Source organism: Streptomyces sp. NPDC014733 (assembly GCF_043083385.1).
Taxonomy (GTDB): domain Bacteria; phylum Actinomycetota; class Actinomycetes; order Streptomycetales; family Streptomycetaceae; genus Streptomyces.
On record NZ_JBIBYO010000002.1, the window covers coordinates 221290 to 239005 of the forward strand.

The 17716-nt window shown below is 72.1% G+C and carries 13 protein-coding genes; 10 read left to right on the plus strand and 3 right to left on the minus strand.

Annotated features, from left to right (window positions below; all coding sequences use genetic code 11):
- Nucleotides 1-36 precede the first annotated feature (36 nt).
- Nucleotides 37-3183: an amidohydrolase family protein gene (locus ACF1BH_RS05785; RefSeq protein ID WP_391641149.1), complete on the minus strand. Its 3147-nt coding sequence runs from the start codon at nt 3181-3183 to the stop codon at nt 37-39.
- A 390-nt stretch (nt 3184-3573) separates the two neighbouring features.
- On the opposite strand from ACF1BH_RS05785, the gene ACF1BH_RS05790 reads away from it, so the two are divergent.
- From ACF1BH_RS05790 to ACF1BH_RS05815, 6 genes are all read left to right on the plus strand, one after another.
- Nucleotides 3574-4860 (plus strand): flavin-containing monooxygenase, encoded by a 1287-nt coding sequence (locus ACF1BH_RS05790; RefSeq protein WP_391641150.1) that lies wholly within the window; start codon nt 3574-3576, stop codon nt 4858-4860.
- A gap of 10 nt (nt 4861-4870) precedes the next feature.
- The gene (locus ACF1BH_RS05795) at nt 4871-5350 is read left to right on the plus strand and encodes a RidA family protein (protein WP_391641151.1); all 480 of its coding nucleotides are present in this window, start codon (nt 4871-4873) and stop codon (nt 5348-5350) included.
- Complete coding sequence (locus tag ACF1BH_RS05800; RefSeq protein WP_391641152.1) at nt 5347-6024, plus strand: DUF1028 domain-containing protein; 678 nt, start codon at nt 5347-5349, stop codon at nt 6022-6024. The genes ACF1BH_RS05795 and ACF1BH_RS05800 overlap by 4 nt, the downstream gene beginning before the upstream one ends.
- Complete coding sequence (locus ACF1BH_RS05805; protein WP_391641153.1) at nt 6021-7166, plus strand: M20 family metallopeptidase; 1146 nt, start codon at nt 6021-6023, stop codon at nt 7164-7166. The genes ACF1BH_RS05800 and ACF1BH_RS05805 overlap by 4 nt, the downstream gene beginning before the upstream one ends.
- Nucleotides 7167-7338: 172 nt before the next feature.
- Complete coding sequence (locus ACF1BH_RS05810; protein ID WP_391641154.1) at nt 7339-8709, plus strand: MFS transporter; 1371 nt, start codon at nt 7339-7341, stop codon at nt 8707-8709.
- Between the two features lie 52 nt (nt 8710-8761).
- Nucleotides 8762-9676, plus strand: coding sequence for a LysR family transcriptional regulator (locus ACF1BH_RS05815; protein ID WP_391641155.1), 915 nt, complete (start codon nt 8762-8764; stop codon nt 9674-9676).
- 10 nt (nt 9677-9686) lie between these two features.
- Here ACF1BH_RS05815 and ACF1BH_RS05820 read toward each other — a convergent pair whose 3' ends face one another.
- Nucleotides 9687-10304, minus strand: a complete 618-nt coding sequence (locus ACF1BH_RS05820) for a TetR/AcrR family transcriptional regulator (protein ID WP_391641156.1) — start codon at nt 10302-10304, stop codon at nt 9687-9689.
- A 233-nt stretch (nt 10305-10537) separates the two neighbouring features.
- Here ACF1BH_RS05820 and ACF1BH_RS05825 point away from each other — a divergent pair, with 233 nt between their 5' ends.
- The 4 genes from ACF1BH_RS05825 (at nt 10538) to ACF1BH_RS05840 (ending at nt 17325) form a co-directional block, all read left to right on the plus strand.
- The gene (locus ACF1BH_RS05825; protein ID WP_391641157.1) at nt 10538-12010 is read left to right on the plus strand and encodes an aldehyde dehydrogenase; all 1473 of its coding nucleotides are present in this window, start codon (nt 10538-10540) and stop codon (nt 12008-12010) included.
- A 62-nt stretch (nt 12011-12072) separates the two neighbouring features.
- Nucleotides 12073-13425, plus strand: coding sequence for an aspartate aminotransferase family protein (locus tag ACF1BH_RS05830; RefSeq protein WP_391641158.1), 1353 nt, complete (start codon nt 12073-12075; stop codon nt 13423-13425).
- 97 nt (nt 13426-13522) lie between these two features.
- Nucleotides 13523-15019 (plus strand): APC family permease, encoded by a 1497-nt coding sequence (locus tag ACF1BH_RS05835; RefSeq protein ID WP_391641159.1) that lies wholly within the window; start codon nt 13523-13525, stop codon nt 15017-15019.
- Between the two features lie 182 nt (nt 15020-15201).
- On the plus strand, nt 15202-17325 hold the full coding sequence (locus ACF1BH_RS05840) for a DUF2075 domain-containing protein (RefSeq protein WP_391641604.1): 2124 nt from the start codon (nt 15202-15204) through the stop codon (nt 17323-17325).
- A gap of 52 nt (nt 17326-17377) precedes the next feature.
- Here ACF1BH_RS05840 and ACF1BH_RS05845 read toward each other — a convergent pair whose 3' ends face one another.
- Nucleotides 17378-17506 (minus strand): DUF6408 family protein, encoded by a 129-nt coding sequence (locus tag ACF1BH_RS05845; protein ID WP_391641160.1) that lies wholly within the window; start codon nt 17504-17506, stop codon nt 17378-17380.
- Nucleotides 17507-17716 lie beyond the last annotated feature (210 nt).

The following is a 17716-nucleotide window of genomic DNA, read 5'->3' on the forward strand; positions in this document are numbered from 1 at the left end:
GGCCGGGGCCGCGGCCCGCCGGAGCCCGGGAAGCCCCTACAGGCAGCAGGCGTCGCGCCGGATCGCCCGGCCGGTGGCCAGCCAGTCGACGTGCTCGGCGGTGGTGTGCGCCGCCGGGCCGTTGCCGAAGGCGGCGACGAGGTCGGCCTGACGGTGCGCCACCCCGTCGCGCATCACCATCGGTGTGCGGACCAGCGAGCGGAAATCGGTGAACGGGTCGCCGTCGACCATGGTCAGATCGGCCAGCTTGCCGGGCTCGACGGTGCCCAGGTCCGCGGCGACCCCGAACATCCGCGCCGGGACGACGGTGGCGCTGCGCAACGCGTCGGCCGTGCTGAAGCCGTACCGGTGCAGGGCCCGCAGCCCCACGTGCAGATGGAGGCCGACGGGCGTGAGGGGCGCGTCGGTGCCCAGCGCGAGCGTGCCGCCGTTCTCCACGATGCGGCGGTACGTCCCGATCTCCCGGGCCAGTCCGCGCAGTTGGACGTCGGTCGGCGGCGTCCGGGTGCCGTCGCGCACGACGGCGGTGTCCCAGGGCGGCATCAGCTCGGTGACGCGTGGGTCCTCGGCCAGTGAGGGGTCCTCGCCGAGCAGCGGCAACGCCGAGAACGGGGTGACGATGATCTTGTAGTGGCCGTCCCGGTACTGCTCCTGAAGGTCCTGGTAGGAGTAGCCGTGCGGGGAGGTGGCGTGCCCGTACTCCAGGCGCTGGGTGGCCTGGAGGTGGGTGGTGAGGTCCTGACCGGCGTTGTGGCCGGGGTAGCACAGGTGGCTGCCGCAGCGCACACCGAGCTTCTCGTGCGCGGTGTGCGCCGCCTCGGCCATGACCGAACCGGAGGCCCGCACATAGGTCTTGACGAAGTCGTGGTCGAGGGCGACCGTGCGGTCCAGGGTGCGGCGTACCCCTTCCGCGGTGCGATGGGCGCGCCCCATGCTGTACGCGACCCGGGCGCCGTCGATCAGCTCCGCGCAGGTGAACAGCCGCGGCCCCAGGGCCGTCCCGGCGCGGAGCGACTCGCGCAGCCGTACCGCCTCGTAGCCGAAGCCGCCGAGGGAGACATTGGCGGTGACACCGTAGGCGAGCATGAGCGCTGCCTGCCGGCCACCGTAGACGTAGTTCCACGGGTGGGTGTGCGCGTCCCACAGCCCCGGCAGGACGGTGTACGAGGAGGCGTCGACGGTCCGGCCGCGGCCGCCGCGCCGGTGCGGTTCCACGGCCGTGATGCGGTTGCCGGCGACGACGATGTCGACGTCCTCCCGGACGTGGTCCCCGGTGCCGTCCCACAGCCGGCCGGCGTGCACCCGCACCACGTCCGAGCGGGCCGGCACCGCACGGCGGCCGGTCAGCGGTACCGGGACGGTGCGGCGGCCGGAGCCGTCGCGCCCGATCAGCCGCAGCTCCCCGCCGGACAGGTAGAGCAGCGTACGTGAGTCGGCCGCCCAGGAGGGGTGGTCGGCGTGCTCGTCGGTCAGCCGCCGCGGCGCACCGGCCGGAGCGCCGTCGGCGGTGACGGGCAGCACCCAGAGCGCGGATTCCAGGACGAGCGCCATCCACCGGCCGTCCGGGGACCACACCGGGCCGCTGTCGCAGCGGTCGGAGATCGACTGGTGCGCGGCGGGCAGATGGTACGAGGACGCGCCGGTCTCCGTCTCGATGACCCGGATGAGGTTGTAGCCCTCCCGGAAGCGCTGGTTGAGCCGGTTGCGGTCGCAGAGGGCGAGGCGGCGTCCGTCCGGGGACCAACTGGGGCGTCCGGGCAGCCCGTTGCCGCCCAGCGGTGTGGCGAGCGTGCGGGAGGTGCCGGCGGCGAGGTCGTACAGCAGGAGGGCGCCGGTGCTGTCCTGGCAGGCCAGTCGCGTGCCGTCCGGGGAGAGCGCGGGGTTGAACCGCCCTCCGGTGGCGAGCACGGTGTCCGTGTCGTCGGCCAGGTGGTAGCGGTGGATGGCGGACAAGCCGTCACGGTCGTACGCGTAGAGGACGCTGCGGCCGTCCGGTGCCCAGGACGGCATCTGCGCGTAGTACGCGGGCTCGGCCTTGACCAGCTTGCGCGGGCGGCCGCCGATCGGCATCACCCAGAGCGCCCCCAGGGCGACGAACGCCACGGAGGCGCCGTCGGGGGAGAGCGCCGGGAGATGGATGCCGCGCACCGGCCGGGGCGCGGTGGAGTCGAAGTCGTACTTCTTGTCCGCGTACTCGGGCTCCTGCACCGCCAGCCGGGCGGAGAAGGGGAGGTGCCGCACCGCTTTGGAGCTCAGCGTCCGGACGGTGAACTGCCCGTCGGCGACGTACAGGATCCGGTCGTCGGACAGCCAGCGCGGCGGCGCGGCCAGCACGTCCTCGCCGTCGCTGACCACTTTCCCGTCCACCACCAGGGCCGAACTGGTCACCAGCGCGGTCGGACCGCTGCCGGACACGCTCAGCCGGAGATGGGCGAGCCGTCCGGTCGGTGACACCGCCGGGCACAGGAGCGGGCCGTCCGCATCGCCCAGGACGGTGCTGACCGCACCCCCCTGCGCCGGTACCCGGGCCAGGGACCGGCCCCCGTCGGTGTCGCCGTGCTCGGCCCGGACGGCCCGCACGAACAGCACCTGGCGGCCGTCGTGCGACCAGGTCGGGTCGTAATCCTCCGTCCCGTCCCCGCCGGTGAGCCGGGTCAGGGCGCCGCTGCGGACGTCCACGGTCCAGATGCCGTACGACGAGCCGGCCGCCGCGTCGCCGCCGCGCTCGGAGGAGAACGCGATCTTCGTACCGTCGGGGGACCAGGCGGCACCGCGGTCGTCCCACGGCCCGTCGGTGAGCTGCCGCAGCCCGGAGCCGTCCGGCGCCATGGTCCACAGGTGGAAGCCGCCGCCGCGGTAGGCGCAGAACGCGACGGCCGTACCGTCCGGGGAGAAGACCGGGCGGGTGGGCTCCAGCTGCCAGTCGGTCAGTTGGACGGCTTCGCCGCCGTCGGCCGGCACCGACCACAGAATTCCCTGGACCTCGGCGATCAGCCCGCCGCCGCGGGGGTTTGCCGTCACCGACGCGCCGGTGCCCGCCGTGTAGGTGAGCACCCGGCGATCGGCGGCGGCCGGTACGCGCACGGCGGGCCGGGCGGCCGCCGCGGCGGCCGGGGTCACCGCGGTGCCCGCCGCCGCGCCCGCGGCAGCCTGGAGCAGGTGTCTCCTCGTGATGCCGTCCATGTCCGCAGTCACCTCTCCGTCTCACCGAGCCACCGCTTCCCGTGCCCTCGGACACCCGCCCGACGGTCTTCCGGTCCGCAGCTGCCTGGCTGTCCGTCAACTCCGCAGAGTCTCGCAAGAGTTGAGAGGGTTGAACAGCGTTGATTCCGTGGCTCGGAGTGCGCGGCGACGGCTCGGCAGGTCACCTCGCCGGATCTCGTTCATGGGCGCCCTTTCCGCACCCGCGACGGCCACGGCCCGGGAGCGCGCCTCGGGTGGGCCATCTATGCATCAGATCACTCGCAACAAAAACATCTGTTGGACAGGTAATTGGGTGCGTCCAAGGATGGCTCCTGCAGCAGCGCAGTCCATCCGGCACCGGGGTGGACCCCCGCGTGAGTGGAGGCACACATGCCGAGTGAAGAGACCGAAGTCGTCGTCGTCGGGGCGGGCCAGGCGGGCGTGGCGATGAGTGAGCATCTGGGGGCCCAGGGTATTCCGCACCTGGTTCTGGAACGGGAGCGGATCGCCGAGCGGTGGCGGTCCGAGCGGTGGGACTCCCTGGTCGCCAACGGGCCCGCGTGGCACGACCGGTTTCCCGGGATGGAGTTCCCCGACGTCGCTCCGGACGCCTTCGCGTCGAAGGACCAGGTCGCGGAGTACCTCGTCGCGTACGCCGAGAAGATCGACGCGCCGGTCCGGTGCGGGGTCGAGGTGACCTCGGTGCGCAAGCGCGCCGACCGGCCCGGCTTCCGGGTGGAGACGTCGGAGGGGACCGTCGACGCGCGGTTCGTGGTGGCCGCGACCGGGCCGTTCCAGCGGCCGGTGATCCCGCCGATTGTGCCCGACGGCGCCGTCCCCGTGCAGATCCACTCCAGTGGGTACCGGAACCCGGAGCAGCTGCCGGAGGGCGGGGTACTCGTCGTCGGGGCCGGGTCCTCGGGGGTGCAGATCGCCGATGAGCTGCGCCGCTCCGGGCGCCGGGTCCTGCTCTCCGTCGGGCCGCACGACCGGCCGCCCCGCTCGTACCGGGGGCGGGACTTCTGCTGGTGGCTGGGGGTGCTCGGGATCTGGGACGCGCAGACGCCGCCGCAGGGGGCGGAGCACGTCACCATCGCGGTCAGCGGCGCCCGCGGCGGGCACACCGTGGACTTCCGGGAACTGGCCGGCTCCGGTATCGAACTCGTCGGCCTCACCGCCTCGTACGACGAGGGGGTGCTGCGCTTCGCGCCGGATCTCGCGGCGAACATCGCTCTCGGCGACGGCAAGTACCTGGAGTTCCTCCGCGCCGCCGACGCGTACATCGAGCGCAACGGGCTCGACCTCCCCGAGGAGCCGGCGGCCCATGTCCTCGGCGCCGACCCGGAGTGCGTGACCAGCCCCCGCCTGGAGCTCGACCTGGCCGGGGCGGGTGTCACCTCGATCGTCTGGGCGACGGGCTTCGCCACCGATTACAGCTGGCTCGATGCCGACGCGTTCGACGAGCAGGGCCGTCCGGACCAGCGGCGGGGCATCTCGTCCGAACCCGGCGTCTACTTCCTGGGCCTGCCCTGGCTCTCCCGCCGCGGGTCGAGCTTCATCTGGGGCGTCTGGCACGACGCCCGGTACGTCGCCGACCACATCGCGATCCAGCGGGGCTACTTCGCGTACGACCCGACCGACCGGCCCGGCGCCGTGACCGCGACCGGAAAGCACTGAGGAGCAGACGATGACCTCCACGACCCCGACCGGCGGGGGCCGCCGGGTGAACGCCCCGATCGTGGCCGGCGGGCACACCCGGATCCGTCCGTTCAACACCCGTGACACCTATCCCGAACAGAACCTCGACAACGACCTCTGCCAGGCCGTCGTCGCCGGTGACACGGTGTACGTGCGGGGGCAGATCGGCCAGGACCTCGACACGAGCGAGTCGGTGGGCATCGGCGACGCCGAGGCGCAGGCCGAGCGGGCGATGGCCAACATCGCGATGCTGCTCGAAGAGGCCGGTGCCCGTATGGAGCACCTGGTCAAGCTGACGATCTACCTCGTCGACCCGCGCTACCGCGAGGCCGTCTACCGCACCGTCGGCCGCTGGACCAAGGGTGTGCACCCCATCTCCACCGGGCTGGTCGTCTCCGCCCTCGCCCGCCCGGAGTGGCTGTGCGAGATCGACGCGGTCGCCGTGCTCCCGAAGGAGGTGCAGGCATGACGTTCTCCCTGGTGGTCCGGGACGGCGAGCGGTTCGGCATCGCGGCCAGCTCGTCGAGCCCGGCCGTCGCCGCCCGCGTCGTCCATCTGCGGCCCGGCGTCGGCGCCGCGACCTCGCAGAACATCACCGACCCCACACTCGGCACCGATCTGCTCGACGCGCTCGCCGAGCACGGCGACGCGGAGCGGGCCCTGGCCGGGGTGACCGGCGCGGCGCGCAGCGCACAGACGATCGCCTACCGGCAGTTGACCGTCCTCGGCCGCTCCGGACCCGGGTACGCCTTCAGCGGTCCGCAGACCCTGGGCACCCACGCCACGGCCACCGCGGACGGTGCGGTGGCGGCCGGCAACATGCTCTCCGGTACGCACATCCCCAGCGTGCTCATCGACGCGTACGCCGCCGCCGGTGGGGGACTGGAGGAGCGGCTGCTCGCCGCCATGCGGGCCGCGGTCGCCGCGGGCGGCGAGGCGGGGCCGGTCCACTCGGCTGGGCTGGCGGTCGTCGCGGACGTCGGCTGGCGCGTCACCGACCTGCGGGTGGACTGGGCCGACGACCCCATGGACCGGCTCGGCGAACTCCTCGACGTGTGGCTGCCGCAGCGGGACGACTACGTGACCCGCGGCCTCGACCCCGCCACCTCCCCCTCGTACGGCGTCCCGGGCGATCAGCGATGAGTGCGCTGAAGGAGGCGGCCCGGCGGGCGGTCGACCGGCGGGCGGAGGAGCTGATCGGCCTCTCCGAGCGGCTGCACGCCGACCCGGAGACCGCCTGGGAGGAACACCGGGCCGCGGCCACCGTGCCGGAACTGCTCGACCGGGTGGGCTACGACGTGACCTCGTCGTACCTGGGCCTGGAGACCGCGTTCCACGCGCGGTTCGGCAGCGGGCCGGTCCGGGTCGCGCTGTGCGCCGAGTACGATGCGCTGCCCGGCCTCGGCCATGCCTGCGGGCACAACCTCATCGCGGCGAGTTCGGTGGGCGCCGCGCTCGGTCTGGCCGCCGTCGCCGATGACGCGGGCCTCACCGTCGAGGTCTACGGCACCCCGGCCGAGGAGGGCGGCGGCGGCAAGATCGAGATGCTGGACCGCGGCGCCTTCGCCGGGGTGGACCTCGCGATGATGGTGCACCCGGCGCCGGTCGACGTCGCCGAGGCCCGGCCGTTCGCGGTCAGCCACTCCAAGGTCGCGTACACCGGGAAGTCCGCGCACGCCGCGGCCTATCCGGAGGCCGGGGTGAACGCGGCCGACGCCTTCACCGTGGCGCAGGTCGCGATCGGTCTGCTCCGCCAGCAACTCCCGCCCTCGGCCCGGGTGCACGGCGTGGTGACACACGCCGGGGACGCCCCGAACGCCATCCCGGAGCGGTCGAGCGGACGGTGGTACGTACGGGCGGAGACGCTCGCCGAACTCGCCGAGCTGGAGCCGCGCGTCCTGCGCGCCTTCGAGGCCGGAGCCCTGGCGACCGGCTGCGAGCTGGCGATCGAACCGGAGAGCAAGCCGTACGCGGAGTTCCGCGCGGACGAGGCGGCGCTCGCCCACTACCGCGCCAACGCCGTCGCCCTGGGTCGGGAGTTCGCGCCGCCCGGTCAGGCCGCGCGGATGAACCGCGCTTCCACCGACATGGGCAACGTCTCGCAGGTGGTTCCGGCGATCCACCCGTACATCGGCATCGGCTCGCTGCCTGCCACCAACCACCAGCACGAGTTCGCCGCGTACTGCGTGGGCCCGGCCGCCCGACGTGCCCTGCTCGACGGGGCGCTCGCGCTGGCCTGGACCGGCGTGGACCGGGCCGCCTCCGCCGGGGGAGCGGCGGGGTGACGGGGGCGGCCGCGGGACCGATGACGCTCCCGTGGCCGCCCCCGGCGCGCCGCTCACCGGCCCCCGGAGCCGGGTCCCGCCGTCCTCCGGCTGCCGGCGGCGCGCCGGGCAACCCGCGCCGCCGACCCCGCACCGCTTCCGGCCCCTTTCCCCGTCCCACAAGGAGGCGCGCATGCGCACCCGTAACAGCGGCACCGTAGAGAACGAGGCAGTGGTGCCCACCGACGTGGCCGACCTGCGCAGGAGCGTCGCCGCGGGAGCCATCGGCGTGTTCGTGCACTGGTTCGACTGGGCCGCCTACGCCTATCTCGCCGGCACCGTCGCGACCGTGTTCTTCCCGGCGGAGGACAGCACGACCGGGCTGCTCGCCGTGTTCGGGGTGTTCGCCGTCTCGTTCGGCATCCGGCCGGTCGGCGCCCTGGTGTTCGGGCCGCTCGGCGACCGGATCGGCCGCAAACGCACCCTGTCGCTGGTCATCTTCCTGATGTCCGGCGCGACCCTGTGCATCGGCCTGCTGCCCGGCTACGCCTCGATCGGCATCGCCGCCCCGCTGCTCCTGGTGGGTCTGCGGCTGATCCAGGGGTTCGCGGCGGGCGGCGAGTTCGGCAGTGCGGCCAGCTTCCTCGCCGAGAGCGCGCCCGGGAAGCGCCGCGGCTTCGGGGTGAGCTGGCTGGAGGTCGGCTCCCTGCTGGGCTTCCTCGCCGGGTCGTTCGTCTTCCTGCTGCTGTCGACGGGGCTCGACGCCGGCCAGCTCACCTCCTGGGGCTGGCGGATCCCCTTCCTCGTCTCCGCGCCGCTGGGCGTCATCGGCTACGTCATCCGCAACAAGATCGAGGACACCCCGGAGTACCGGACGCTGGAGGCCAACGGCTCCGTCCCGCGCAGCCCCGCCCGCGAACTGCTCCGCCACCACAAGCGGGAACTGCTCCAGGCGGCGGGGCTGATGGCGGCCATGCACGTGCCGTTCTACGCGGTGCTGACCTACCTCGTCACCTACGAGACCGACCACCTCGGGCACCCGGCCGACAGCGCCGCCCTGCTGGCCACGGCGATCTCGCTGCTCGGCCTGGTGCTGGTGCCGCTCTTCGGGCTGCTCTCCGACCGGGTGGGCCGCAAGCCGGTGTTCGTCGGGGCCACCGCCGCCCTGCTGGTCCTCGCCACCCCGGCGTTCTCGCTGATGCGCACCGGACTCGCCGGGACGTGGATCGCCGGTCTGGCGCTCGGCGTGATCCTGGCCGCGATCCTCGGGACGTACGCGGTCTGGTCGGCGGAGATCTTCCCCACCCGCACCCGGCAGAGCGGCCTCTCCGTCGCTTACAACATCACCGCGGCGCTGTTCGCCGGGACGGTGCCGTACCTGATGACCGTGCTCATCTCGGCGACCGGCAGCACCCTGGTGCCCGGCCCGTACCTGATGGTGTTCGCCGCCGGAGGTCTCGTCGCAGCCATGTCCCTGCGGGAGACCGCCGGCTCCGCTCTGCTGCACCCCGGGGATGTGGCCGAGGCGGCGCCCGTCGAGAGCCGTGAACCGGCCGCGCAATAAGGTCGGCACCGACCGGATCACCAGGAGCCGAGGGCCGCAGATGATGTCACCAGTGGGTTTCACGCTCGTTCAGCTCCGCTACTTCCTGGTGGCCGCCGAGCGCGGTTCGATGACGGAGGCGTCGACGGAGCTGCACATCGCGCAGTCCGCCGTCTCCACCGCCGTCCACAACCTGGAGCGGGACCTGCGGGTGCAGCTGTTCATCCGCCGCCGGGGCCGCAGCCTGACGCTCACCCCGGCGGGGGAACGGCTCCGGCAGCAGGCCCGGGAGCTGCTGGGCCGCGCCCACGAGGTCGAACGGGAGGCCCAGGGCAGCGGCGAGTCGCTCTCCGGTCCGGTGACCGTCGGCTGCTTCGTGACGCTGGCTCCCTACTACCTGCCGCCGCTGTTCAGCGAGTGCACCCGGCGCCACCCGGGCATCGAGATCGACGTCGTGGAGGCGGAGACGGACCAACTCGTCCAGGCGCTGACGGCGGGCCGGATCGACTTCGCCCTCACCTACGACCTCGGCCTGTCGGCCGAACCCGACCTGCACTGCGAGACCATCGCCCACGCCCCGGCGTATGTGATCGTCCCAGCCACCCATCCGCTGGCCGACCGGGACGGCGTGGAGCTGTCCGAACTCTCCGCCGAACCGCTGGTCCTCCTCGATCTGCCGCACAGCCGCGACTACTTCCGCTCGCTGGTGGCCGCCACCGGCACCGCCCCCGACGTCCGCTACCGCACCCGGAGCTACGAGACCGTGCGCTCCCTGGTGGCGCGCGGACTCGGCTACTCCGTGCTCAACCAGCGTCCGGCGACCCGCCAGACCTACGGTGGCGGGGAGATCGCGGCGCTCCCGCTCCGCGACGCCGGACCGCCGCTCGCCGTCCAGCTCGCCTCCGTGGGCGGCGTGACCCGGTCCGCCCGCGTCCGGGCGGTGAGGGAGGTCCTGCGGGACATCGCGCCCCGGTCCGCCGAGGGCTGAGCAGGGACGCTCAGAGGTCGGCGCGCCCCGTCACCGCCCGGGCGTGGGCGAGGAGCAACTCCTGGGCACGGTCGGGGTGGAGCGCGGCGTTGCGGCTGACGATGTGCAGCCCGTAGCCGTCCTCCAGGGCCACCAGCCCGTGCGCCAGATCCTGCGCGGACGCGGCCAGCGTGAAGCCGCCGCTGGCGGCGCCCACCTCCAGGGCGGTGGTGTAGAGCGCGACCTCCCGGGCGAAGAGCGAGGCCATCAGCTCGGCATGGCCCGGGCTGCGCCCGGCGCGCCGGTGCAGTTCGTAGAGGAGTCCGTGGGCCGGATCGTCCGTCATGGCCGGCAGTCCGCTGTGCAGCAGGGCCCGGAAGCGGGCGGCGGGATCGTCGGCCGGTTCCTCGTCGTAGGCCCGCTGCCGGGAGGTCAGATAGCCCTCCACGGCGCCCCGGTGCACCTCCAGGACGAGGTCGTTCAGCTCGGGGTAGTAGTACAGGACCGAGCCCTGGGAGACGCCCGCGGCGTCCGCGATGTCCTTGATGCGCAGGGCTTCCAGCCCGCGCTCCGCGATGGCCCGCCCCGCGGCTGAGACGAGAGCCTGCCTGCGTGCCGTCTGGTTGCGTGGTCTACCGGCTTTCCTCATACCGCTCATTCTCTGACCCCCGTCTCAGGCTGTGCAAGAAGTTCCTGCCCGGAGCATTGACGGCCGGTTCATCCATTGTTTGAATTCCGACTCAAAGAAACCGGTGCGGACGCTCACCTTCCGAGCCCTTCCCCCTGCCGCACCCACCGTCTCGAACGGCATCTCCGCCCCGGTCGGAGCCACCTCGGCCCACCGCTTCGCCCACGTCCCACGACGCAATCGAAGGCCACCGCATGCAGACGTACGCCGACTGGCGGCAACGCGCCGCCGCATTCACCCCCCGCACCCGCCTGTTCATCGACGGGAAGTGGTCCGACCCCACCGGCGACCGGTGGCTCCCGACCGTGAACCCCGCCACCGGCGAGATCACCACCCATGTGGCGGCCGGCGGCGCCGCCGACGTCGACCGCGCCGTGACCGCCGCCCGCGCCTCCTTCGAGGACGGCCGCTGGTCCCGCACCGCCCCCGACCGGCGCAAGCGGGTGCTGCTCGCCCTCGCCCGCCTCATCGAGGAGAACGGCGCGGACCTGGCGCTCTGCGACACCCTCGACATGGGCAAGCCCATCGCCGAGTCCTACGGCACCGACGTCCCCGGCGCGGCCGGCGTCTTCGCCTGGTACGCCGAGGCCGTCGACAAGCTCTACGACGAGGTCGCCCCGGCCCCGCCCGGCAACCTCGCCCTCGTACGCCGCGCCCCGCTGGGCGTCGTCGGCGCCGTGGTGCCCTGGAATTTCCCGCTCGACATCGCCAGTTGGAAGCTGGCGCCCGCGCTGGCCGCGGGGAACAGCGTGGTGCTGAAGCCGGCCGAACAGTCCCCGCTCTCCGCGCTGCTCCTCGCCGAACTCGCCGCGGAGGCCGGGCTGCCCGACGGTGTGCTGAACGTCGTGCCGGGCCCGGGGGAGACGACCGGGCGGGCGCTCGGCCGCCACCCGGACGTGGACACCCTGGTCTTCACCGGCTCCACCGCTGTCGCCAAGCGGTTCCTTGCCTACTCCGCCGAGTCGAACATGAAGCAGGTCTGGCCCGAGGCCGGCGGCAAGAGCCCGGACGTGGTTTTCGCCGACGCCGACCTGGCGGCCGCCGCGGAGCGCGCCGCCTGGGGCTTCGTCTACAACGCCGGCCAGGTCTGCTCCGCCACCACCCGCCTGCTGGTCGAGGCGTCCGTGGCCGAGGAGTTCACGGCCCGCGTCGCCGCCCACGCCCGCGAATGGCAGCCGGGCGACCCACTCGACCCCGCCACCCGCCTCGGCCCGCTCGTCGACGAGGCCCAGGCGGAGCGGGTCCTCGACGCCGTGCGGTCCTCCGGCGGGACGCTCGTCTGCGGCGGCACCCGGCCCGACCGGGACGGCGCCTACCTCGACCCCACCGTCGTCACCGGCCTCGGCCCCGACGCCCCGCTCGTCCGGGACGAACTCTTCGGCCCCGTTCTGACGGTGCTGCCCTTCGCGGACGAGGCCGAGGCGGTCCGCCTCGCCAACGACTCCGCCTACGGACTCGCCGCCTCCCTGTGGACATCGGACCTCGGCCGCGCCCACCGCGTCGCCGACGCCCTGCGCGCGGGCACCGTCTCCGTCAACACCGTGGACGCGCTCTCCCCGTTCACCCCGTTCGGCGGCTTCAAGCAGTCCGGCCACGGCCGCGACCTCTCCCTGCACTCCTTCGACAAGTACACCGGCCTGAAGACGACCTGGATCTCCCACGGCTGACCGCGCGGGCGCCCGACACGCCCCGCCCCCACCCGACAGCACCGACCAAGGGACGCCCCACGATGACCACCGACACCGCCGGACTCACCCGCCTCGACCGGGCTCACATCATCCACCCCTACCTGCCGGGCGACGCCGCCGAGCGCGTCATCATGGCCTCCGGCTCCGGCTGCCGCCTCACCGACACCGAGGGCCGCGGCTACCTCGACGCCACCGGCGGCCTCTGGCTCGCCCAGATCGGCCACGGCCGCACCGAGCTGGCCGACGTCGCCCACGAACAGATGAGGAAGCTGGAGTACTTCACCAGCTTCTGGGAGTTCTCCAACGAGCGGGCCATCGAACTCGCCGCCCGCCTCGCCTCGCTCGCCCCCGACCCCCTCAACCACGTCTACTTCACCTCCGGCGGCTCGGAGGGCAACGAGGCGGCCATCAAGATGGCCCGCTACCACCACCACCGCCGCGGCGAGAGCAACCGGACGTGGATCCTCGCCCGCAGCAAGGCGTACCACGGCATCGGCTACGGCGGCGGCTCGGCCACCGGCTTCCCCCTCTACCACGAGGGCTTCGCCCCGATGATGCCGCACGTCTCCCACCTCACGCCGCCGTGGCCGTACCGCACCGACCTCTACGGCGGCGAGGACCCCACCGACTTCCTCATCCGCGAACTGGAGGAGCGCATCGCGGAGATCGGCCCGGAGAACATCGCCGCGATGATCGGCGAGCCCATCATGGGCGTCGGCGGCATGCTCGTCCCGCCGTCCGACTACTGGCCCCGGGTGCGCGAGGTCCTCGACCACCACGGCATCCTGCTCATCTTCGACGAGGTCGTCACCGCGTACGGCCGCATGGGGGAGTGGTTCGCCGCCCAGCACTTCGGCGTCACCCCGGACATCATCGTCACCGCCAAGGGCATCACCTCCGGCTACGTCCCGCTCGGCGCGCTGCTGGTGGGCGATCACGTCGCCGAGACCCTCCTGCGCGACCACGGGTTCCCCATGGGCTACACCTACAACGGTCACCCCGTCGCCGCCGCCGTCGCCACCGCCAACCTCGACATCATCGAGAAGGAGGGCATGCTCGCCCGCGCCACGAACATGGGCGCCTTCCTCCACGCCGAACTGGAGGCGCACCTCGGCGAGCTGCCGACCGTCGGCGAGATCCGCTCCGTCGGCATGATGCTCGCCGTCGAACTGGTCCAGGACCGCGCCACCCGCACCCCCCTGCCGCTCCACCCCGACCGGATGCCGCACGACGTCATCCGCCGCGAGACCGGCGTGATCGTCCGCGACTCCGCCCACAGCCTGGTGATGTCCCCGCCGCTGGTGATGACCGAGTCCGAGGCCGCGGAAGTGGCCACCGCGCTGCGCGGCGTCCTCGAACGCACCACCCCCACCGGCGAGATCCGCGCCGCCTGACCCCTCCCGGGAGGCCCGGTACCCCGCCGGGCCTCCCCGACACGGATGCCACACCCGCCTCCGCGCCCGCGTGCCTGCTCTTCTTTAGGAACTGCCCGTGTCCTCACTTCCTCCGCCCACCGCATCGCGCGCCCCCGACACCACGACGCCCGGCCTGCGGCGCAGCCTGAAGCGCCTCGACATCACCGCCATGGCCATCGCCGCGGTCATCTCCTTCGACACCGTCGGTCAGATCGCCACCGGCGGCGGCGAGGCCGTCACCTGGACCGCGGCCCTCGCCCTGCTCTTCCTCGTCCCCTACGCCCTGCTGTTCGCCGAGACCGGCGCCGCGTTCCCGCAGGAGGGCGGCCCGTACGTCTGGGTCAAACTCGCCCTCGGCCGCTCGACCGCCGCCCTCACCACCCTCTTCTACTGGGTGACCAACCCGATCTGGCTCGGCGGCTCGCTGGTCTTCCTCGCCGCCCGGACCTGGGACGGTTTCGTCTTCCGCCTCGGCTCGGGCACCGTCGCCGACTACACCTTCAAACTGCTCTTCGTCTGGACCGCCATCCTCACGGCCGTCGTCTCGCTGCGCCGCGGCAAATGGATCACCACCGTCGGCGCCGCGACGAAGGTCCTCACCCTCGCCCTGTTCACCCTGACCGCCGTGCTGTACGGCCTGGAACACGGCTTCCGGGGCCTGGCCGGCACCCACTTCACCCCGACGACCGCCGGATTCCTCGCCCTGGTGCCGATCCTGCTCTTCGCCTACGTCGGATTCGAGGCCCCCAACGCCGCCGGAGAGGAGATGCACGACCCCCAGCGCGATGTGCCCGCCGCCCTCGGCCGCTCCGCGACCGTCGCGGTCTGCTGCTACCTGCTGCCCGTCCTCGCTCTCCTCGCCGTCGTCCCCGCCCGCCAGGTCACCGGCATCGGCGGCTTCATGGAGGGCGCCCGCCTGGTCTTCGGCATCTACGGCCCCGCGGCCGGGCCGCTGCTGACGCTCACCGCCGTCATGTTCGTCTTCGCCCTGCTCACCCAGGGCAGCGCCTGGATGATCGTCAGCGACCGGATGCAGGCGATGGCCGCCGCCGACGGCGGCTTCTTCACCCGCTCCCTCGGCGCCTTCCACCCCCGCCTCGGCACCCCCGTCCGCACCAACCTGCTCTCCGGCATCGTGGCCACCGCGTTCATGCTCACGGCGATGCAACTCGCGGGCGGCGACGCGGGCGCGGTCTTCGCCGTCGTCCTCACCGTGGCGGTCACCACCCTGCTCCTCTCCTACCTGATCATCGTCCCCTCCCTCGTCCTCCTCCGCCTCCGCCGCCCCGACGTGGTCCGCCCCTACCGCGTCCCCTTCGGCCACCGCGGCTTCATGACCTGCGCAGCACTGGTCTACGGCTGGATCCTGCTCGGCTCCTGGTGCGCCCTCTTCCCCGGCACCCTCGAACCCCTCCTCGGCCTCGACTACGCCTTCGCCACCACCTGGGGCGTCCCCCGCACCACCTTCGAAGCCTTCACCCTCGGCACGGTCGCCGTGCTGCTGCTGGTCGGGATGGTGGGGGTGCGGGTGGCGCGGCGGGAGGGGGCGGGCGGGAAGCCGGCGGGCAGGTAGGCACGGTGCGGGCGCGACGATGACCGAGCGGCCGCTGCAAGACCGGGAGCCGCCCCGACGACGATCGGCACGGAGGGGCTTCTAAACTCACCGGTACCGGTTGCGGCCCGACGGGCTTCCCCACGCGGACATGCCCCCACCCGCACGAGTCACTCGTGCCCAGGGGGAACCACCTCGTGTCCATGCTCCTGCTGAAGTTGGCGGCTCAAGATCTCCTCGATCTGAACTCCAGGGACCGCATGGTGCCGCATCTCGCCGCTCGATGGCGGTACTTCCGAGGCGGCGATGCCTCGGGCTCCGAGCGTTCCGCCTGGGCGGAAAGCCTGGTGAGTCTCGCGAACGACCTGGTGATGTCCGGCCGTGGAAACGTGGAGATGATCGTCGAGTGCGCCGCCACGCTCGACGAGGAAGGCCGGCGGGACCCTCGGCTCATCGATGTCGTGCTCGTCGGTCAGCATCCGCAGGAGCACCGGCTCTCCGTCCAACTCGTCGAGCTGAAACGCTGGTCGAGGGTGACCAGGCTGGAACGTGCCGCCGCGGGTATGACGCAGGTGCGCGTCCCGGGCATCGAGGAGCCGAAGAAGCATCCTGCCCTTCAACTACGCGAATACTACGATGCATTCACCGGAGTGCGCGGTCCCCTCAACGGAATCGAATTCGAGTGTGGAGGCTTTGCCTATCTGCACAACGCCACTCAGGAATCCGTGCGGGCCCTGACCGATCTGGATGCACCCACCGGAGTCTACGCCCGCGTTTACACGGGAGATCAGCGTGAAGAACTGCTTGCCGATTTCCGGCGGAACTTCGCCGCTGAAGGGGGCGCTTCCGCAGCCGAAATCCTGCTTCGGAGCATGGGGCTGCGCAATACCCCGCTGCTCGACGCCATGATCTGTTCCCGCGGGGATGACACGGTCTTCACCTTGCGCGGGCGCCAGAAGACGGTCGCCGACCAGATCCTGGAGGCGGCTTCCAAGGTCCTTCCCGACCACCGGCGTCCCGCCCTCGTGCCGGACGACCGGCGCGTGGTATTCCTGGTGAGAGGGGGCGCGGGCACCGGCAAGAGCGCCATCGGCCTCCAGGTCAAGGCGGAGCTGGAATCGGCGGGCCGGACGGTCAAATACGCCAGCGGGAGCCGGGCGTTCAACGGTGCGCTCCAAGAACATGTCGGCTACGGCGACCGGGAATTCCGGGAATCCTTCACCTACTTCAGCAGCTTCGTCACCCCACCGGATCCGCCCCTGGACGTGCTGATCTGCGACGAGGCACACCGCCTGCGTGACCGCTCGACCAGCCGCTTCTGGAAGCCCGAACAACAGGGCACGCAGCCACAGGTGGACGAACTTCTCGACGCCTCCCGACTGACCGTGTTCTTCCTGGACGAGGGCCAGTCCGTACGGCCGAACGAGGTGGGCACCACCGACCTGATCAAGGGCGCTGCGGGGCGCTACGGTGCCCAGCTCGTCCAGTACGACCTGCAGGAGCAGTTCCGGTGCGGCGGCAGTGACGCCTACATCCGCTGGGTACGTGCCGCCCTCGGGGTGACGGGCGAGGAGCCCGAGCGGTGGACCCCGGACGGGTTGATGCACATCGAGGTGGCGGACACCCCGGAGGAGCTGGAACGCGTCATCCGCACCGAAGCCCTGGCCGGCGCATCCGCACGGATGGTCGCGGGTTACTGCTGGCCCTGGACCAAGCCGCTCGGCAAGGAGAAGCGGCTGGAAGCTGATGTCCGTATCGGCGACTGGCACCGGGCGTGGAACGCGTACAGCGAGACCTTCTGCGAGGACGGCGCGCCGCCGTCGAAGATCTGGTCCGTGCACGAGAAGGGGCTCGACCAGATCGGCTGTGTCTACACGGCGCAGGGCCTCGAATGGGATTGGTGCGGCGTGATCATGGGAGAGGACATGGTCCGCCGCGGCGACCGGTGGGTGTTCCGCAGGGGCAAGGAACGCAAGGACCCGGAGTCGGGTGTCAAGCGCGTCGCGGCGCCCGGATCATTCGACCCGAAGGTGAAAGCCGGCAGTGTTGACGACGAAGAATTCGCCCGGCTCATCCGCCATGCCTACCACGTGCTGATGACCCGGGCCAGCCGTGCGACCGTGCTGTACTCCACGGACGCGGAGACACGGGCCTATCTGAAGGAACTCGTCGGTGAGCTTCAGATCCACGGCCTGCGCCCCACCTGGGAAAATCTTCCGCCGGAAGCACGTGTGCCGCATCTTCCCCGTCCCAAGAGGGAGAGGGGAAAGCGCCGCAGGAACCGGAACAAGGGGAAAACGCAGGAGCCGGATCTCCGGCTTTTCTGACACAGGTCGGGGAAAGCGGGGTGGCGGGCTCGCCGGGCCCGCCACCTGCCTGTCAGAAGAACAGGCGCGCTGCCGCAGTCAGGCCCGTCATCACCACATTGGCGATGACACCCACGGCGACGTCGACCAGAATCTCGCGAAGCCAGTTACGACGTGCAGGCTTGTACGCAACGGGGTTCATGCGACACCACTCCTCGGTAGGAACTGGAAGCGGCAGGGATTTGCCCTTCCGGGCATCCGCACTCACCCACGTGCAAGACGCGGGGAAACCACTTGTCAGTCACATCCGGGGAACGGTGGTGAACAGCCGCCGACGTACCCTCCGGGAAGGTGCGCAGCGCGAACCACACTAATACATCAGCGCGTTGGGCGTGATCGGCTCCGTCAGCCG